Origin of the sequence: Pseudomonas sp. NY15354, assembly GCF_048068075.1 — a bacterium.
GTDB lineage: Bacteria > Pseudomonadota > Gammaproteobacteria > Pseudomonadales > Pseudomonadaceae > Aquipseudomonas > Aquipseudomonas guariconensis_C.
Genome location: NZ_JBLUPV010000032.1, coordinates 45882 through 65596 on the forward strand (window position 1 = coordinate 45882; position 19715 = coordinate 65596).

At 54.1% G+C, this 19715-nt stretch carries 13 protein-coding genes and 3 pseudogenes; 14 read left to right on the forward strand and 2 right to left on the reverse strand.

Features of this window, described 5'->3' with window-relative positions; all coding sequences use genetic code 11:
- The first annotated feature begins 3 nt into the window (after positions 1-3).
- Positions 4-696 (forward strand): hypothetical protein, encoded by a 693-nt coding sequence (locus ACNFCH_RS22250; RefSeq protein WP_081337402.1) that lies wholly within the window; start codon positions 4-6, stop codon positions 694-696.
- A gap of 758 nt (positions 697-1454) precedes the next feature.
- Here ACNFCH_RS22250 and ACNFCH_RS22255 read toward each other — a convergent pair.
- On the reverse strand, positions 1455-2000 hold the full coding sequence (locus ACNFCH_RS22255; protein ID WP_170831739.1) for a hypothetical protein: 546 nt from the start codon (positions 1998-2000) through the stop codon (positions 1455-1457).
- 7 nt (positions 2001-2007) lie between these two features.
- Positions 2008-3027, reverse strand: coding sequence for a hypothetical protein (locus tag ACNFCH_RS22260; protein WP_323113756.1), 1020 nt, complete (start codon positions 3025-3027; stop codon positions 2008-2010).
- A gap of 254 nt (positions 3028-3281) precedes the next feature.
- Here ACNFCH_RS22260 and tssI point away from each other — a divergent pair, with 254 nt between their 5' ends.
- The 13 genes and pseudogenes from tssI to ACNFCH_RS22325 all read left to right on the forward strand — a co-directional run.
- Entirely contained in the window at positions 3282-5135 is a 1854-nt protein-coding gene (gene tssI / locus ACNFCH_RS22265) for a type VI secretion system tip protein TssI/VgrG (protein ID WP_337158708.1), read from the forward strand.
- Positions 5136-5145: 10 nt separating this feature from the next.
- A complete protein-coding gene (locus tag ACNFCH_RS22270; RefSeq protein WP_337158714.1) occupies positions 5146-5724 on the forward strand; it encodes a hypothetical protein in 579 nt (192 codons plus the stop codon).
- Positions 5725-5761: 37 nt separating this feature from the next.
- Positions 5762-6229: a DUF1795 domain-containing protein gene (locus tag ACNFCH_RS22275; RefSeq protein ID WP_337158709.1), complete on the forward strand. Its 468-nt coding sequence runs from the start codon at positions 5762-5764 to the stop codon at positions 6227-6229.
- A 6-nt stretch (positions 6230-6235) separates the two neighbouring features.
- Complete coding sequence (locus ACNFCH_RS22280; RefSeq protein WP_416743858.1) at positions 6236-10423, forward strand: RHS repeat-associated core domain-containing protein; 4188 nt, start codon at positions 6236-6238, stop codon at positions 10421-10423.
- Between the two features lie 17 nt (positions 10424-10440).
- Complete coding sequence (locus ACNFCH_RS22285) at positions 10441-10878, forward strand: hypothetical protein (RefSeq protein ID WP_070093149.1); 438 nt, start codon at positions 10441-10443, stop codon at positions 10876-10878.
- A 166-nt stretch (positions 10879-11044) separates the two neighbouring features.
- Positions 11045-12427 (forward strand): annotated as a pseudogene (locus ACNFCH_RS22290) (RHS repeat domain-containing protein); the annotation flags it as partial.
- On the forward strand, positions 12421-12882 hold the full coding sequence (locus tag ACNFCH_RS22295) for a hypothetical protein (RefSeq protein WP_416743860.1): 462 nt from the start codon (positions 12421-12423) through the stop codon (positions 12880-12882). The pseudogene ACNFCH_RS22290 and the gene ACNFCH_RS22295, both read left to right, overlap by 7 nt.
- A gap of 1158 nt (positions 12883-14040) precedes the next feature.
- A pseudogene (locus tag ACNFCH_RS22300) lies at positions 14041-15603 on the forward strand (RHS repeat domain-containing protein); the annotation flags it as partial.
- Positions 15604-16010: 407 nt separating this feature from the next.
- Positions 16011-16616 carry a DUF1963 domain-containing protein gene (locus ACNFCH_RS22305; RefSeq protein ID WP_416743862.1) on the forward strand — a complete coding sequence of 202 codons (606 nt, stop codon included), beginning with the start codon at positions 16011-16013 and terminating at the stop codon, positions 16614-16616.
- A 192-nt stretch (positions 16617-16808) separates the two neighbouring features.
- A protein-coding gene (locus ACNFCH_RS22310) for an IS5 family transposase (protein ID WP_416743864.1) occupies positions 16809-17664 on the forward strand; the annotation gives its coding sequence in 2 pieces (ribosomal slippage) (positions 16809-17158 and positions 17157-17664; 858 coding nt in all).
- Entirely contained in the window at positions 17621-18355 is a 735-nt protein-coding gene (locus ACNFCH_RS22315) for an HNH/ENDO VII family nuclease (RefSeq protein ID WP_416743866.1), read from the forward strand. Before ACNFCH_RS22310 ends, ACNFCH_RS22315 begins: the two co-directional genes overlap by 44 nt.
- Positions 18356-18958 (forward strand): suppressor of fused domain protein, encoded by a 603-nt coding sequence (locus ACNFCH_RS22320; protein ID WP_416743868.1) that lies wholly within the window; start codon positions 18356-18358, stop codon positions 18956-18958.
- Between the two features lie 224 nt (positions 18959-19182).
- A pseudogene (locus ACNFCH_RS22325) lies at positions 19183-19715 on the forward strand (type IV secretion protein Rhs); the annotation flags it as partial.

Here is a 19715-nt window from a genome sequence, read left to right on the forward strand (position 1 = left end):
GGTATGAAAATGAATTGGTCTGAGTCTTTAAAGCTGCGTATCGTAAGCGAGCTAAAAGGTTATGATGTATATTTTTCACCTGACGATATCCCTCTTGAGGTCGACTTTCCCGAGCAGTGGCGTGGGTTTGGTTTTCTAGATAGTGAAAAAAAACATATTCCTGCGGAGTGGGCTGATTTTTCTGAGCTTTTGCCTTGGGTGAGCGCGTGGCTCGACAAGTGTGTGTTAGGAACTGTTTTGGCTGTGAGTGATAGGCCATATCTCATGTATGTATATGGCGAGGGTGGCGATTTATATTTCTATATGGGGGGGGCTCCACTAGGTGTTGAAGGGGCGGGCCTCGACGGTTATCCCAGCATTCCTGCGAACCTCAGGCAGTTTTATTCAATATTGCATAATGGGTTTGGGTTTTATATTGGTTGTACTATGGGTCCGTCGAGGTTGGAAGATTTTGTTCCAATCAAGGATTTGTGCGATGAAGATTATCCAGCACTTCCTGATATGCTAGGGATGTTTTCCAGCGGGGCTGGTGATTATTTGGCTTTGGGTGATGGCTCATTCAAAGGCGAGGCTTTTATCTGGTGGCATGAAAAGCCAGAAAGTCCGACAGAAGGAATCGATTTGTGGAGTGTGATGGACTCTTGGATGTCAATTTTTTTGGAGAGCTCCGACTCTAACGAGTATTATCAGGCATGATTTTTTAGTTTTTGTGTGAGAGGATGGGAACGCATATAGTGTATGCGGCTTTTCGCGAAATTTTCAGATCAGGTGACGATTCGAACACTATTTCTCGACTAGCAATTTCCGGTCGATTTCGTTTTCGACATTTTGGCCGCCATAGAGCATGAGGGTGAGCCGGTTATACGGTAACCGCTCGCTAGGTTTCAGTTGTTCATCAATATATTTTTGGCGCCCATGTTGGCGTTTGTCTTGAGTCTGGCTGTCAGCTATAAGCTTTCAAAGCTGGAGCCCCTGTCGTTTTCGCGCTGAGTTGTGTGCCATTTGTTGTCGTTGGCTTTGCTTATGCTATTGCGTGCCACTGGTCGAGTGACCGTCGTGTTCTAAAAATTGTGGGGCCACGTGTTGAGGTGTTGGATGAGGCACCTCCGCACAGCCCATGGCTGGCTTGAGCGCGGCAGTTGGCAGTCTTTTTTATTCAATGTTTCGTGAATACGATTCGCTGTATGTCGGTGTCGAAAGCCCCGGTGACATCTGCATCGACATGATCACCATTTCCCGGTGATTCTGGTCCATCTCCCGGTCCAGTTGGCTGAGTTGGTTCTCACTCACGCTCATGGCGACGCTCCCTGATATTCGGTATGTACTGCCTCACGGCTAAGCGCTGGGAACCTACACCCCGAAAGTCTGCCAGACCAAACCGATGGGCATAAAACATGTCATGGGCGAGGAAACCAGTGAGCAACTGGAGATCGTGCCCATGCAGATTGCAACTTTCACTCGTCCATGTTGATACAAAGTGTTTTGCCATCAACCTGCTTACAGGGCCAGTCGTTTTCCGTGTAGCTGTCTGGCTTGAAGCAGAACCCTGGATGAATGACCCAATAGGTTTGCCAAGCCGAGCCCGACTTTCTAAGTTGAGGGCAACTTGTGTAGTTCAAGGTATTGAGTGCGACAGTGGTAATGACGGCGATCAAAGGGGCAAGCAGGACCAGCACATAAACCGAGGTCTTTATCATGCTCGTCTCGAACCTGGCGAGGCCGGACTTCTTGGGTGGGTTGAATTTTTTCCCCGTCCAGAACGCGTAGGCGGCGGCGAGCGAACAACTGAGCATGATGGGCGGCGCCATCAGTAGGCCAAATGCCAGGTAAGGCACTTCGATGGCCGAGGCCCGGCGCCACAGCTGCCCATAAATGGGCAGCACATGAGCGATCAACCAGTAAACGGCGAAAATGCCCACGCCAGCGCAAATAAGAAACGTCAAGCCAGCGCGCAGTCGGAACGAGAGAGCGGTTAGGGCAGGGGGGGTGGAAGTCATCATAGTGCGCTCAAAACTTGGGGAGATTGAAGCTTGGGAGGCGAGGCAGGCTGGGGGCTTTAGGCCAGCTGAAGTCCGTGCCGCGTGGAAGCACCTGGGAGGGCACTTTTTTCAACAGCCATGATTTGGCTTCGTCGTAAGCTGTCTCGATAATGGCGTCGGTGAGGCTGTTGATGACGTCATTCTTGTAACGCTCGATGGCGCGTTTATCGATGGATCGGATTTTATCCGTCATCCGCTGAATGTTATCGACGGCATAATTCAAGCTCGCTTTGACCGTTGTTTTTAATTCAAGGTCGCTGTCGATCACGTTCAAGGCAATGCCCACCGCAAAAATGACCGCAGCACCCGCAACCAACGGTGCTGCGGCGCTGGCCGTGACTCCCGCCACGAGCATGGCGGCGGCATAACCAATTGCCGTTCCGATACCCGCTTTCACAAGTTCAACGAAGACACCACCCAAGAGGTCGGCAACCGTGGCTTCGTCGGTAAAAAACCATTCGAGTACTTCGATGGCAACCGCGACATAGCAGGACAACCGAAGGCCGGCGAGGGATGACCCTCTTATTCCGTATTGACCAATCCCTACTTCAACAAGCTGCGCATTACGGATGCCATATCGAGTACCGTTAAGTATTCTTCGAAGTCCAGGGTATCCCGTCAAAATGACATACTGTCGGCCTCTGTAGGTGCTATATCGAATGCGCGTGCCAAAACCGCCAATGTTCCGAAGCAGCATGGTAAGTTGGTAGGTATCGTTCGCGCCCAACAGCGTAGGTACCCCCCAACTGGTATTGACGAAGGGGTGTGCCGTGCTGTTGTACACGGACTGGACTGTACTCCCCCACATGCCATCGAGCATCGAAGTTTGTGAGCGGGTGCACATTTTGGGAGGTTGGCAAGCGCTCTGTTGCATCTCGCCGGTGGCGGTCAGACGCCGTGCGTCCTCAAGGCTCAAGATGACCAATTCAGTTTGATTTTCATCGATTTGCTTATCGATCTGAGCAAGCTGAGAACTATTCAAACTCATCGTCCACTCCCTGTGTAGTCTGCCTTGTTCGGCATGTCTTCCGAGTCGGTAAGGTGCCTTTGGGAAGTCGAAAAGTCAAAAAGGCCTATTGCCATCACTCTCCCGAGCATGCGTGCCCGAAGAATACCGCGACACTATTTTGCGGCAATGACTATAACCGCTCCATTAGGCGTGTGGCGTACTGCCATCATTTGACAGCCCGACGCTGGGACGTTTTCATTGAAAGATTTCCAGCTTGGTGCAGGATGCATTGAATGATTACGGACGCCCTCGAGTCGATACTAATCCAGCATCAACGGCTGATTACCTTCGACTCACCCTTGCCCCCCGAACAAGAGCTGCAATTGCTCAGCTTCGCTGGCCGAGAGGCAATATCTGAGCTGTTCAGTTTCCAGGTAGAGCTCATCTCCCAGGACGCACGCATCGAGCTCAAGAAGCTCATCGGCAAGAAGGTCACGATGGGGATCGCGCTGGCCGATGGCAGCACCAAGTACATCAGCGCGCACGTATCTGACTTTATCCACACAGGTGCCGATGGCGGCATCGCCAACTACACCGCCGAACTCGTGCCTTGGATCTGGATCCTCAGCCGCCGTCGCGACTCGCGCATCTTTCAGGACAAGACCACCGAGCAGATCGTCAAGGAAGTCTTCGCCTACTACCTCACGCTGGCGGACCATGAGTTCCGCCTAAGCCAGCCGCTCAAGCCGATCAGCTATTGCACGCAATACCAGGAATCGGACCTGAACTTCGTGTTGCGCCTGCTGGAGCAGGAAGGGCTGTTCTTCACCTTCCAGCACAGCCAGGAAGGTCATCGCATGATCATCAGCGATGACAGCAGCGTGCTCCCGCAGCTCGAGCGCCAGCCGGTGATCCGTTACCACAGTGCGTCGGTTACCGAGACCGCGGACTCGATCACCGCCTGGTCGTCCAGCCGCCGCTTCCAGCCCACACGGTTGAGCCTGAAGTCGTTCGACTACAAGCAACCCGGCAACCCCCACTTGGTGCAGCTCAACTCGGTCAACCAACAAGGTGAAGTGGGCGAGCTCGAGGTGTTTGAGTACGAGGGGCTGTATGGATATGCCGACGCTGATGAAGGGATGCGCAAGGCGCGTCATCGTCTCGAAGCCATGGAGGTTCAGGGCAAGACGTTCAGTGGCCAGAGCAACTGCCGCGCGATGGAGCCTGGGCATTACTTCGAGCTGTCCCAGCACTACGATCACGACAACGACACGCCTGAAGACCGGCAGTTCCTGCTCCTGTCGGTCAACCACTGGGGCCGAAACAACTACACCAACGGTGCTGAGGCGGGTTATCAAAACAGCTTCAACTGCATTCGTCGCAAGATCCCCTTCCGGCCTAGCCTGACCACGCCGCGCGGGGTCATCAGCGGGCCACAGACGGCAATTGTCGTCGGCCCGCCAGGCGAGGAGATCTACACCGATGAATTGGGGCGAGTGAAGCTGCAGTTCCATTGGGACCGCAACGGCGAGTTCAATGACCAGAGCTCGTGCTGGGTCCGTAGCGCGCAATCCGGCGCCAGCGGCGGCTTCGGCAGCATCCAGATTCCACGCGTCGGCGACGAAGTGGTGGTGGTGTTCCTCGACGGCAACCCCGACCGCCCGCTGATCATGGGCAGCCTGTACAACAGCACCAATACCCCGCCATGGTCGCTGCCGGCGAACAAGACCCAGAGTGGGTTCCTGACGCGCTCGATGAAAGGCGATGGCGGCACGGCGAATTTCTTCCGCTTCGAAGACAAAGCCGGTGCCGAGCAGGTCATCATGCACGCCGAGCGCAACATGGATACCGAGATCGAGTTGGATGAGACCCACGATGTGGGGAACAACCGGACGATCACGGTGGGGGGCGCGCATACCGAGACGATCAAGAAAGACACCGTCATGAACGTGCAGGAAGGTTCGTTGACGATCCAGGTCGACAACCAGTTCATCCAGGTCAGCGCCAAGCAGCACATCATCCTGCAGGTAGGCGACAGCAGCATTACGCTCACCCCCGAGGGCATCGAGATCAAGGGCAAGGTCATCACCACGACCAGTACCGACACCACGCAGATCACAGGCGCACCCGTGCGGATCAACGATTGAGGTGTTTTCGATGACCAGGACGTCGATCTACGACCGTATTTCCGCCAAGCGTGAAGCGCAGGAGGAAGCCGCCCGCCTCGCAAAACTGGCCGCGGCAGCCAGCGAGCCTGAACCACAGCCCGAACCCGAGCCTGCCGCCTTGCAGGAGACCACCAGCCGCTTCACGTTTGGTGGTTTCGACCTGGTGTTTCCGGACGGTTTTCGTTTTCGCGATATCCAGACCGTCATCGAGCATGAAGGCGAGCCCGTTTCCCTGAGAATCCGTCGCCGTGATGTGCGTGCAAAGCAGTCGCTCGAGCAACTGTTCGACGCTTCGATTCGCGCCTTGCGAGAGACGAGCCCGCAGTTGCGGGTGATCCGCCAACGCGATAGCAGCCTTGCCGGCAATGCTGCGAAGGTTTTGGATTTTCACTTTACGGTGGGCCACGAGCAGCGGCACGGGCGACTGATCGGCGCACTGGTACCGGTCGAGGGCTGTGACGAGGTGCAGTGGCTGGATATTTCATGTGTGATCGACCCCGCCAAACCGAGCCTGAGCCTTTGGCTGGCGGAGTTCGACACCATGCTCGCGGGCCTCATCGGCCATTGATGGCCGACCCCTTTTTGAAATCAGGAATTTTCACCGCATGGACTATCAGTTGCAGGAAGGTGGCATCGCGCTGCCACAAGGTTTTCAAGATCGCACCGTCAACATGTTCGTATTGGGGGCCAGCATCCCGGCGCCCTTGAGCATCACTGTTTCCAGAGACAACCTGTTGCCCGGCGAGGCGTTGAAGGCCTATGTAGAGCGGCAGGTGAAGATGCTTTCGTCCAAATTGCGGGGTTACTCGTTGTTGGGCAAGAAGGCGGCGACCTTGTCGGCCACCGCGCCCATCGAAGGCATCCAGATCGATGCCTACTACATGAATGAAGGCCGCCCGTTCTATCAGCGCCAGGCAGCGTTCCTGATGACACCTGAGCGCGCGCTTATTTTCTCCACGACCGCCCAGGCCGACTTCAGCCCCCAGCAGAATCAGGACTGGGAAAGCCTGCTGGCGAGTTTCCAGCCCCGCACCAGCGGTACAGCATCTTCCGAGCCCAGCGAACAGGAGTAACCGCTCATGTTCGAAGCGGCCAGGTTCGAGGACGAGATATCGCACACCAGCGCATTGGGGGGCTTTCTGATTGGCGCCGCCCTGGGGATTGCGCTGGTGGCCACGGTGGCGATCGCCACGTTCACCTGCGGGTTCGGTGTGGCGTTGTTGGCAGGCCTGGCGGCAGGCATTGGCGGGAGTCTGCTGACCGCGGCAGGGGAGGCCATAGGAAGCATGTTTTCCTCCCCCTCAGGGAAGATACGAACCGCATCACCCAATGTCTTCATCAACAGCCGCAAGGCGGCGCGGGTGGAGAAGAGCGTGGCCGAGTGCGACAAGCACCCCGGGCCTGTACAGATCGCAGAAGGCTCGACCAACGTCTTCATCAACAGCTTGGCGGCGACGCGTAAAGGCGACAAGCTGACCTGCGGGGGCAAGATCACCAGCGGCTCGGACAACGTCATCATCGGCGGCGGCACCTACGCTTACCTGCCCGTGGACGATGAAATCCCGGGCTGGTTGCGCACCACGGTCGATGTGCTGATGGCCATTGCCGGCGCGGCGGGCGGTATCGCCCAACTGATCAAGGCCGGTACCCAGGCCGGCATGAAAGCCATCATGCCGTGCGTGGCGAAGTTCACCGCGGGCTTCGTCGCCGGCGAGGTGGCCAGCCGTTATGTGGTCGGGCCGGCCATCGAACGCGCCGTAGGCGGCCTGGTCGGTAACCCGGTTGACCTGACCACCGGCCGCAAGGTCATCCCGGACGAGGTCGATTTCAGCCTCCCGGGCCTGATGCCCATCGAGTGGTCGCGCTTCTACGCCAGTGACCTGAACGTCGATAGCGTGCTCGGCCGCGGCTGGGTGTTGCCCTGGGAGCAGAGCCTGCGCCGCCAGGGTAGCTTCATCTACCTCACCGACAACCAAGGGCGCGAGGTCCCGTTCGTGGCCCTGCAGCCCGGCGAGCGGATCTACAACCCCCACGAGCAGGTCTACCTGGTGTGCACCGAGGGCGGCCATTACCTGCTGCAAACCCTCGACAACCTGTTCTTCTACTTCGGCGAAGTACCCGACGACAGCAGCGAAACCCCACTGCAACGCATCGAGAACGCCCTCGGCCATTTCCTGCACTTCACCCGCACGCCCGAGGGCACGCTGACCGACATCAGCGCCACCGGTGGCACCCGCGTGCACCTGCATTACGACCACCCGCTGGGCCGCCTGACCGACATCAAGCGCGTGGTGAACAACGAAGCGGTCGAAACGCTCACCCAGTACCGCTATGACGACCATGGCCAGCTGAGCGAGGTGATCAACCGCAACGGCGATTCGGTGCGGCGCTTCAGCTATGCCGAAGGCCTGATGATCAGCCACAGCAACGCCCTGGGCCTGGGCTGCCACTACCGCTGGGAAACCCTGGGCGGCACGCCACGCGTGGTCGAGCACTGGACCAGCGATGGCGAGCATTTCCACTTCCGTTACGACCTGGAGGCCCGCACCAGTTGGGCCACCGATGTGCTGGGCCGTGAGCTGGAGATTCGTTACAACGAAGACTACCGCGTCATCGCCAGCCGCGACTACGGCGGCGAGCGCTACGCCATTGAGTTGGACGAGCACGGCAACATGGTTAGCCTGGGCCTGCCGGACGGCAACCAGCTCGCCTTCAAGTACGACGAGTTCGCCCGCCTGCTCGAAGAAACCGACCCGCTCGGGCGCAAGATCACTTACGAGTACCACCACCTGACCAGGCTGGTGACCCAGGTCACCTACCCGGACGGCAGCACCTGGCAAGCCCGCTACGACGACAAGGGCAACCTGCTCGCCGAAACCGACGCCCTGGGGCAACTGACCGAATACCTCAACAGCGACGACGGCCTGCCGCACACCATCATCGATGCGACCTACAAGTCCAAATATCTGTGGTGGAACACCCTGGCGCAGGTGGAGCGCTACCAGGACTGCTCGGGCAAGAGCACCCACTACCGCTACGACGAACGCCAGCACCTGGTTGCAATGACCGACGCGCTGAACCAGACAACCACGCTGGAGCGCAAGCCGGACGGAGAAGTGCTGCGCATCAACCATCCGGACGGCACCTCGGAAACGTTCACCTACAACGCCCTCGGCCAAGTGCTCAGCCACACCGACGGCAAAGGCCAGAGCACCCGCCTGCTGCGCACCGCCCGGGGCTTGCCGAGCAGCCGCCAGGACGCCAAAGGCCAGCGGATTCGCTACGAGTACGACCAGGCTATTCGCCTGACGGCGTTGGTCAACGAGAACAATGCCACCTACAGCTTTGCCTACGATGCCTCGGATCGCCTGAGCGAAGAAGTGCGGGTGGATAACCTGACGCGGCGCTTTACCTACAACGAAGGCGGCCATCTCACTCGGCTGCATGAGATCGGTTATGGCGAGCGAGGCGAGCGCCCGGAACGCGAGACGCTGTTTGAACGTGACGCCATCGGCCGCTTGATCGCCAAGATCAACCGCGATGCGAACCAGACCTTTGCGTACGACGACGGCGACCGGCTGCTGAGCATTCAGCGCAGCCCAACCGGTATCGGCAAACAACTTGGGGTAACCGAAGAAAAGCTCGAGTACGCCTACGACCTGTTGGGCCGCCTCACAAAAGAAATCACCCCCGAGGGCATACTCGGCTACGAGTACGACCCGCTCAGCAACCTGACCACGCTGACCCTGCCGGACGGCCGCAAGGTCAACCACCTGTACTACGGTAGCGGCCACCTGCACCAGATCAACTTAGATGGCCAGGTCATCAGCGACATGGAGCGCGATGACCTGCACCGCGAGGTCTACCGGAGCCAGGGCAAACTCACCAGTTGCTTCGGCTACGACGCGATGGGGCGTAAAGCCTGGCAGTTCGCCTCGACGCTGCCAGCGGAAAAACTCTCGCAGGTGCACAACAGCGGCGTTAACACGTCGCTGCTGGTGGACCATGCCTATAACCCGATTCATCGCCGTTATCAGTACGACCCGGCGGGTGAACTGGTGCGCACCCTCGACAAGCTACGTGGCGAGATCAAGTACGAATACGAAGCCAACGGCCAGTTACGCAGCCGCGATACCAGCTCGCTGATTGGGAGCGAAGTATTTCGTTACGACGCGGCGGCCAACCGGCTGGACTTCAACGCGCGGCAGTTCGACAAGGTCAAGGATAACCGGATCAAGCAGTGGCGGGATCAGGAGTACCGTTACGACCCGTGGGGTAATTTGATCGAGAAGCGCTCGGGGCACAGCAAGCTGCAGCACTTTGTTTATGACTGCGAAAACCGGCTGGTGCGGGCGGAGACGTTGGTCAATGGCAAGCTGGAGAGCACCGGGCACTACCGTTATGACAGCTTGGGGCGCCGGGTTGCGAAGCAGTCGGAAATCAACGGCGAGGTCGAGCAGAAGCGCTTCCTGTGGCAAGGGCTGCGGATGCTGCGTGAGGAGGCGCCGGGGCAGAGCATTCTGTATCTGTACGAGCCGGGGAGTTATGCGCCGCTCGCGCGCGTTGATCGGGCGGAGGGGGAAGGGCAGAAGGTCTACTACTTCCATACTGACCAGATCGGTGCGCCGTTGGAGCTGACGGATAGTGAGGGAGCGATCGTTTGGCAGGCAACGTATCGTTCATGGGGTTCAATTGAGCAATTATCTGTCAATAAGATTGAGCAGAACCTGCGCTTTCAAGGTCAGTATTTCGATGGTGAAACAGGGCTTCACTTCAACACCCTGCGGTATTACGACCCCAAAATCGGACGATTCATCACGCAAGACCCCGTAGGTCTGCTGGGTGGTTTCAATCTCTACACTTTTGCAGCAAACCCAGTAAGCTGGAGCGATCCATGGGGTTTGCTTTGCTGGAATACGGCCAGGAAAAATTACTGGAAGAATGAAGCAAAGAGCTCTGTGGCAGGAAAGTATTCTCAACGAAACATTAATAGAATGTTGGCGGGTAAAGCTCCAGTGATGCGAGTGAAAGTCAAGTATAAGGACACAGCTTGGAATAGAGCGCGAGGGCGTGCAGGGCAAGTAGCTGAGATAAATGCACCAATGGAGCTTCATCATCAATATATTCCTCAGCGGATGGGTTCAGGTATCGCTAATGAGAGCTGGAATTTAACAAAGGCTACGCCTTGGGGGCATGCCTCTATGGATGCCTATAGAAACTTGGGGTGGGAGCTTCAAAGTGTCACAAAAACCATTGCACAATGGTGATTTTTAAAGAGGAATTTATGGCAATTACTGAATTTAATTATTTTTGTGCTGACGCCATCGCAGTGGCAGAAAAAATCTCTGCCTCGGTAGATGATGAGCAAGCAAGCAAGTTTCTGGAAAGCCTTTACTATGCCTATGAGCAAGAAGGCTCCCCCAAGAATAGGAAAAAGTGGATAGCGGAGAAGATTAAAGATAAGTTTATTTGTATGGCCAGCCCGCCAGTTTGGGTAGGGGAGCCTAGATGGGCGTACTTGGATGATGTGCCTATGGTTTTTCTAAATCAATTTAAAGTTTCAAATATTGAGGGTCGATTGGCTGATCGGTTTAAGTCTGGCGATACTGTTTTTGTTTTTGGAGGGAAAACGCCATCTGTTCCGAAGGAAGGGGACGCATGGAGTGTCGTTTACAAAATGGTTGTTCAAACAGAGGAAGGTGAGGATTTGTATGTCGGTTAATTAATACTTTTCTGCTTGAGGTCTATGAGAGTCTGCCTAAACCAGTCGCTTCTTATGACCTCAGCAATATGCGTGGCCGCAGCTTGGCTTGCCTTGGTCAGGGAATTGCCTAAGGGCGGGAAGGCTTTTGACGCTCGCTATGAAGTCAAAGTTCAAAGTCTAGGATCGGAGCCAGGGCAAACTCACCAGTTGCTTCGGCTACGACGCGATGGGGCGCAAAGCCTGGCAGTTCGCCTCGACGCTGCCAGCGGAAAAACTCTCGCAGGTGCACAACAGCGGCGTTAACACGTCGCTGCTGGTGGACCACGCTTACAACCCGATTCATCGGCGTTATCAGTACGACCCGGCGGGTGAACTGGTCCGCACCCTCGACAAGCTACGTGGCGAGATCAAGTACGAATACGAAGCCAACGGCCAGTTACGCAGCCGCGATACCAGCTCGCTGATTGGGAGCGAAGTATTTCGTTACGACGCGGCGGCCAACCGGCTGGACTTCAACGCGCGGCAGTTCGACAAGGTCAAGGATAACCGGATCAAGCAGTGGCGGGATCAGGAGTACCGTTACGACCCGTGGGGTAATTTGATCGAGAAGCGCTCGGGGCATAGCAAGCTGCAGAGCTTTAGCTACGACTGCGAGAACCGGTTGGTCAGGGCGGAAACGCTGGTTAACGGCACGCTGGGGAGTACGGGCGAGTATCGCTACGACAGCCTGGGCCGCCGGGTGGCGAAACAGTCAACCATCAAGAGCGAGGTGGAACAAAAGCGGTTCCTGTGGCAGGGGTTGCGGATGCTGCGGGAAGAGACGCCCGGGCAGAGCATTCTGTATCTGTACGAGCCGGGGAGTTATGCGCCGCTCGCGCGCGTTGATCAGGCGGAGGGGGAAGGGCAGAAGGTCTACTACTTCCATACTGACCAGATTGGGACGCCGTTGGAACTGACGGATAGCGAGGGGCAGATCGTTTGGCAGGCGACTTATCGGTCGTGGGGCTCCATTGAGCAGCTAGTCGTCAACCAGGTTGAGCAGTGTCTGCGATTCCAAGGCCAGTATTTAGATGGTGAGTCTGGGCTGCATTACAACACGTTCCGGTACTATGATCCTTTGGGAGGACGGTATGTTACTCAAGATCCTATCGGTCTAGAGGGCGGATTAAATCTTTACCGTTACGGCGAGAACCCGACAGGCTGGGTCGATCCTTGGGGGTGGGAATGCTGGGGGACCGCTCGGAAGAATTATTGGAAAGGCAAAGCTAAAGAGGAGTTGCTCAAGGATAAATCTATTTATTCTCCAAGAAACCTTGCCAGAATGGCATCTGGAAATGCCCCCAGGATAACGGCTAAAGTTAAAAGTTACAAGACGGGAAAGGTTAGTATAAAAGATACTTCATATGAGTTGCATCACGCTGATGTGCCGCAAAGAGTCGGAGGCGCTGACGTGCACAAAATCTCTAATCTTATGGAAGTGGATCCTTGGCAGCATGCCAATGTTGATAGCTATCGTAAGGTTGGATATGAGTTGATTGAAATAGTAAAAGGGGTTGGGTCTTGGTAAGCGAAGAAAAAGCGTACATTATATTCAGTTCGTTGGTGATGACTGTAGCCTCGAAGAAATTCAAGGCCGACACTAGCCACGAGGAGGCAGAAGAATTTGTGCGAGCGCTGTTTAAAGACTATATGGCGCAGGGACTAGAGGTTCCAGAGGTTGATTGGGTTGTTTCTGCGCCCAAAAAAGTAGTTGCTTGGATAACTAAAAGTTTGGCGAATAGCTTTAAGTGTTATGGCGCAATGCCGATTTGGATAGATGAGCCTGGCTGGCGATATATTGAAGGTAGGCCAATGGATTTTGTTCATCAGTTTCAGGTGGATAATGGAGAAGATGATAGCTATTCAGGTGTCGTGACATATGTGTTCTTTGGCCGAAAACAGAGCGATGGTGGGCAGTGGGAGTTGGTTGTAAAGTTAATTCAGCAAGATAAAGGGGAGGCGGGTACTATTTATTTGGACTGAGGCCTGGGTCCTTATGCTGAAATAGCGAATATAAAACCTTGAGTAGGCCGCCGTTGGGGTGGGAAGTGCCGAGCGAACCTTGGTTTTGTTCCGCCTCAGTAGGCGATCATCCGCTTTAAAGTACACCGCTGGCTATTCATGTCAATGGTCCGCAAAATGAGTTGGTGATAAATCTTTTGCTGATTTGGGTCGGGATTATATAGGCTTTTTTCCCTTTCAGACGATGTCGGTGGAAAATGTAGGGTGGTGCGTATTTTGGAGTGTGTCACCTTCTAAGTGTTTCGGTTTTAATAAGCTTCCGAAATTCATGGTCTTTGCATGGCCTTTATAGAGGGAAATGTTTTCTCGATAGTTTGTAAAAAAATCTTTAAAAATGTCTATTCCGGGACGGTAAGCTGTGCACGGTCGCGCACTGGAGCAACGACGGTGAGTATTACTATTTCCGCTACGATTTTGCCCAACGTACCAGTTGGGCGACCGAGGTGCTGGGGCGTGAACTGGAGATCCAATACAACAAGGACAACCGCGTCATCGCCAGTCGGGCTTTCGGGGTGAACGCTACAATTGCGCAATTGGAAAAAGAGATGCGTATTCGTGAGGCAGGTGGCATATTTGTGCGTGAGCCTAGGACAAGGAAGTTGATTGAGGTCGATGATATTTCAACGGTAATTCGTGCAAGATAGAAAGGTATAGAGCATGAGTGATTTGGATTTTACACTGTGCAGTATTCCTATGCTTTTAGCTCGCAATAAAAGTAATGCATATCAATCTCAGATCGTCGAGCGTTATGCTATGATAATGGGATTTCTGTGATCGCATAAAATAATAAATATTAACCCCTTCGATGAAAGTGGTCAGCTGAGAATGGATCTGGTAGTCAAGAAATCTGACGTTACCGAAAAGTGTCTAGAGCTGTTTAAAAAGGCTATTCCAGCCTGGCGCTCATTTGTCGATAAGGGAGGAGATGTTAAAGATGTAAGCAAGCTAGAGAGGGTACTGGCTAAGCTTTAGTTTTATGTTTGGAGATTATGGTTTTAGATGCTTTTTGGGTGTTCGGTTTGGTCTAACTGGTATTCGATTTTTGCATAGAGCTGCAAGAAAAATCTTTAAAAAATGTCTATTTTAAGAGGGGCTGCGTAGCCCCCCTTATGTTGATTTCTAAATCTGATCTGCAAATACCGCTGGCAAACCCAGGAGTGTAAACCGCGCGTGGTCGAACACTGGACCAGCGACGGAGAACATTACCATTTCCGCTACGATTTCGCCGCACGTACCAGTTGGGCGACCGATGTACTGGGCCGTGAACCGGAGATCCAATACAACGAGGACAACCGCGTCATCGCCAGTCGAGATTTCGGGGGCGAACGCTACATGATCGATTTCGATGGCTTCGGCAACATCGTCGGCTTCACCTTGCCCGACGGCAACGAGCTGGCGCTCAAATACGATGATTTTGGCAGTCTGGTCGAGGAAACCGACCCGCTGGGCCGCAAGATCAGCTACAAGCACCACTTCGCGACGCCGCTGGTGACTGAAACGCGCTTCCCCGATGGCAGCGTGTGGAAGTCCCGCTATGACGACAAGGGCAACCTGGTCGCCGAGATCGACCCGGTAGGCCACAAGACCGAATACCTCAACGGCGAAGATGGCCTGCCGCACACGATCATCGACGCGAACTTCAAGTCCAAGTATCTGTGGTGGAACACCTACGCCCAGGTCGAGCGCTTCGAGGACTGCTCGGGCAAGAGCACCTACTATCGCTACGACGAGCGTCAGCATCTGATCGCCGTGAGCGATGCGTTGAACCAGAGCACCACGCTGGAGCACAAGCCGGACGGTGAGGTGCTGAAGATCATCCACCCGGACGGTACCTCGGAAACCTTCACCTACAACACCCTCGGCCAGGTGATCGCCCACACCGACGGCAAGGGCCAGACCACGCGTTTGCAGCGCACCTCCCGTGGCTTGCCGAGCAGCCGCCAGGACGCCAAAGGGCAGTGGGTGCGCTACGAGTACGACAAGACCCTGCGCCTGACTGCACTGGTCAACGAAAACAACGCGACCTATCGTTTTGCCTACGGTGCCTCGGATCGCCTGAGCGAAGAAGTGCGGGTAGACAACCTGACGCGTCGGTTTACCTACAACGAAGGCGGGCATCTCACTCGGCTGCATGAGATTGGCTATGGCGACCGAGACGAGCGCCCGGAGCACGAGACGCTGTTCGAGCGCGATGCGATTGGCCGGTTGATTGCCAAGCAAGGGCGAGGTGGAGCAGAAGCGGTTCCTGTGGCAGGGGTTGCGGATGCTGCGGGAAGAGACGCCCGGGCAGAGCATTCTGTATCTGTACGAGCCGGGGAGTTATGCGCCGCTCGCGCGCGTTGATCAGGCGGAGGGGAAGGGCAGAAGGTCTACTACTTCCATACTGACCAGATTGGGTCGCCGCTGGAACTGACGGATAGCGAGGGGCAGATCGTTTGGCAGGCGACGTATCGGTCGTGGGGCGAGATAGAACAGCTAACTGTGAATGAAATACAGCAGAATCTACGATTTCAGGGGCAGTATCTAGACTCTGAAACAACTCTGCATTACAACACGTTTCGGTATTACGATCCGGAATATGGACGATTTATATCTCAAGACCCAATAGGGTTGGAGGGTGGGGTAAATCTCTACAGATATGCACCCAATCCACTTGGCTGGGTAGACCCTAAGGGCCTAGCTAATTTGTTTGAGTTGGGGACTTACGGAAGTCTAAATGGTGAATTGCACGTTGGTGATAGTCTTCAGGCGCATGAGCTGTTGCGGCATGAATACTTAGTGCAGCAAGAGGTGGCAGAGAAGGCTACGCGCCTTTCCGGTAACCCATCCATCGCACTCGATTTAGATCATCATACTCGAGGGCCAGCAAAAGATACACGTGGGGTTGGCGGCGCGCATTGGCATGAGACTCAAATTAGAGCAAGTCAAGGCCTTGGAAAAAATGACTTTGCTCCAAGCCTTAAGCGTGAACTAGATATTACGTCCGGAGCATTGCGAAAAGCTGGGGTTCCAGCAAGCAGGGTAAAGGTTCTGAAGAGACAAGCAAAAAAATTCTATCGCAGCCTTGGAAGTTGCTAAGGGGTATGGCTATGAAAGTCCAGAAAATTGTTTCTGCTTCAGGTGATGAACTACCATTTTACTTTGGTGGTGATAGTGCGCACATTACAAACTGGCCAAAAAATCCAGACGGCCAGGATCTCTTGCTTCTTTTTTCCATTAACTGTAAGGCTGCAAAGCAGCGGCTGGGTCGAACAGATCTCCCAGAGGATGGGGTTATACATGTTTTTTCTACATATGATCAAGACGATTATTTTCTTGATTCGATAACCGTTGACGAACTGCAGCTACAGAGGGGGGCTGCTTCATATACATATGTTGTCCATTCTGAGGGGGTGGACTCAATTAAGTCTCCAAGACCCTCAATCCCTCTTCAAACAGCTGACTTCGAAGAGGTATCCATTGATGAGGGGGAGTTGATAGTCTCCTCGTTAATGTCCCTGACTGCGCCAGCAGGCGCGTTGATCCCTAGGGATCTAGCGGCGAACTATAACTTTCTTTGTCAAGTCTACTCGTCTGACTTTCCCTCTCCTTTCCAGGATGTATTGTATATGAGTGACGGTGTAGGCTATCTGTTGATTAGTAAAAAGTTCGGGGGTGAGGACGTCGACGGTTGCTTTTTTGTGCAGGTTGCGTAAGTTCTATAAAAATAAGTGCGGTCTTCTCCGAGAGGCTCTTTAAAATATTAATATTTTTCGTGGCGGCTAGATTAAAGTCTGGCCGTCTGTTTCTTACTAGGTTCTGTCTGAAATTCGGAGAAACCCAACTCCCGAGCCACGAACGCTGAGATTTTGTAAGGTTTTCAGCCATCTATGGAAAGGAATCCTGTGATGGCTAAGCGCTACGAATTTTCGGATGAAGCATGGGATGTGGTTGCGGATCTCTTCACCCCAACCCACACCAGAGGCAGACCGCGAGCAAGTGATCGCCTGATGCTCGATGGCGTGCTGTGGTTGTTGCGCTCAGGCGCTGCCTGGCGTGACATGCCCGAGTGTATTGGGCCTTGGCGGACGCTGTATCACCGATTCCGAGTTTGGCGAAATCGGGGAAAATTTGATCAGATGCTCAAGCGGTTACATCTCAAACTCAATGATCAAGGGCTCATTGACCTACAGACCTGGATGATCGATTCGACTGCTGTTCGTGCTACCCGCGCTTCAGCAGGTGCAGGTAAAAAGGGGCCATGATGAACCCGCCGATCACGCTCTAGGCCGCAGTCGCGGTGGCCTCACCACCAAGATTCATATGCTCTGCGACGCCAACGGCGTACCACTGCGCTTTCTCCTTTCTGGCGGTCAAGCCAGCGATATTAGCTACGCGCAGCCATTGCTGGACGATGTCTGCATCCCGACGAGCAAACGTGGGCGACCTCGCAAGCGCTGCCGCTGGCTTTTGGCCGACAAGGGCTACGACGCTGATGCGCTGCGACGTTTTTGTGACCGGTATCGCATGCAACCGGTTATTCCGTTGCGTTCAATGAAGCGTAAACCCAAGCCTGGACTATCCCGACTGTTTGATCGTCCCAAGTACCGCCAGCGTAATGTGATCGAGCGCATGTTCGGTTGGCTGAAAGAGAACCGCCGAGTCGTGACTCGTTTCGACAAACTCGCAAAAAGCTATAGCGCGATGGTGTCGCTGGCTTGTGTCATGCGGTGTCTACGACACCTTTTTTCAGACAGAGCCTAATGTATTTATTGGAGGTGGAACGGCAACAACTGACCCGATAAATCCGGAGGTTCCCGAGTGGTTAGAGAATGCAATATTTATTGTGGGTATAGGCTGCGCGCTTGTACTCGCAGGGCCATTAGTGGTTGCGGTAGGTATGGCAGGAGCCTATCTGGGAGGTAGAGCTGCTCACTTGGGCGGAGGGGAGCTGTTTGGGGAAGGTTCTGATGGTCAGAAAATTTCCACTCTTGCAGGTGCGCTTATCGGAGGAGGAATTGCAGCTAGGGGCGGGGTTGGATTTGAAAGAAATCATGTCTTTACAAGCAAAGGTTTTGGATCTAATTTGGGGAATGTGGGGGTTAGATCTAAAACCGCATCCGATAAGCCCTCGGCATGGTCTAGCTTTAAATACCGACGGGGTAAGTTTCACAAGGGGGTTCGTGAGGAAGTTTGGAATAATGCAAAAAATTCTGAAGGTGTCGTTCGGGATCCTGTAACTAACACAGTGATGAGTAAAAATGAGCCATGGGATATGGGGCATAAACCAGGTTACGAGCATTGGAAGCATGTGAGGAGTGCTGAACAAAGAGGCCTTGCAAGAAAAGAGTTTATTGACGAATTTAATCAGGCCGGTCATTATAGGCCGGAGCTCCCCTCGTCAAATAGAAGTCATGCAGGGGAAATTAAATCTGATCTCTATTTAGGCCCTTAAATGACTATCCCAAGCGAGCAGTGTAAGGCAGTGGCGAAGCACACCCTAAAGATTTTTGGTGGTGAACTCAAAGTTCAAGCTTATTATGACGATTCCAAGAGTCTTTCAATAGATCTTCTAACTACACGGGACTCATTGCATGTGGGTGTGAAGTCTATAGGTACGATAGGATTGTCAGAGGTCCCGTTGTTTGATGAAGATGGTGAAGAGTTTCCTACCCGAATAGAGCTATGTGCTGGCGCTCTGGCAGAAGAAATCTTTTGGGAAAACGCTTTGGCCTCAGCCACTTTTTTTATTAGAAAACGGCAGCGTGCGGTAATGCCAGGTGATGTAATAGCTGGTATTTTCAATGATTATTTCAAATCGCCCCAAATGCCTCATATTTATTTGACAGTCCCCTTTATGTGGAATGATTCATATTTTCCGCAGCTTGATTTTTCTTCGCTTAAAGTTAATTGGCTTCAGTGTATTGCTATTTATGAAGAGGAGCGTGTGTTTATTGAAAAATTTGGCGGCGATGCATTTGATGAATTGTTGTCTGATCAAGAAGTAAATACGCTTGACTGGAATCGCTTGCCTGTAGACTTTTCACGTTTTAATTAATTCTGCTTAATTTATATGTGTCGATATGTGTGGTAACGCGCTGAGTTATGACTGCCGTTCGCTATAGCTTGAATATTGAGTCTGCCGGTTGGCTGCAAGATCAGCCACTACGGCAGCGGACCGCTCAATCTGCGTGGCTGAGCGATTTGCAATAAGCAACGCGATGGCTTGCTCCGTGCGGATCTAAAGAATCCAAGAAGTCTCATAAGTTGCGTTGATTGGGAAAATCGCGCGTGATTGAGCATTGGACCAGCGACGGCGAACATTACCATTTCCGCTACGATTTCGCCGCACGCACCAGTTGGGCGACCGATGTGCTGGGGCGTGAACTGGAGATCCAATACAACGAGGACAACCGCGTCATCGCCGGTCGAGATTTCGGGGGCGAACGCTACACGATCGATTTCGATGGCTTCGGCAACATCGTCGGCTTCACCTTGCTCGACGGCAATCAGCTGGCGCTCAAATACGATGATTTTGGCCGTCTGGTCGAGGAAACCGACCCGCTGGGCCGCAAGATCAGCTACAGACACCACTTCGCGACGCCACTGGTGACTGAAACCCGTTTCCCGGATGGTAGCGTGTGGAAGTCCCGCTATGACGACAAGGGCAACCTAGTCGCCGAGATCGACCCGCTAGGCCACAAGACCGAATACCTCAACAGCGACGACGGCCTGCCGCACACCATCATCGATGCGACCTACAAGTCCAAATATCTGTGGTGGAACACCCTGGCGCAGGTGGAGCGCTACCAGGA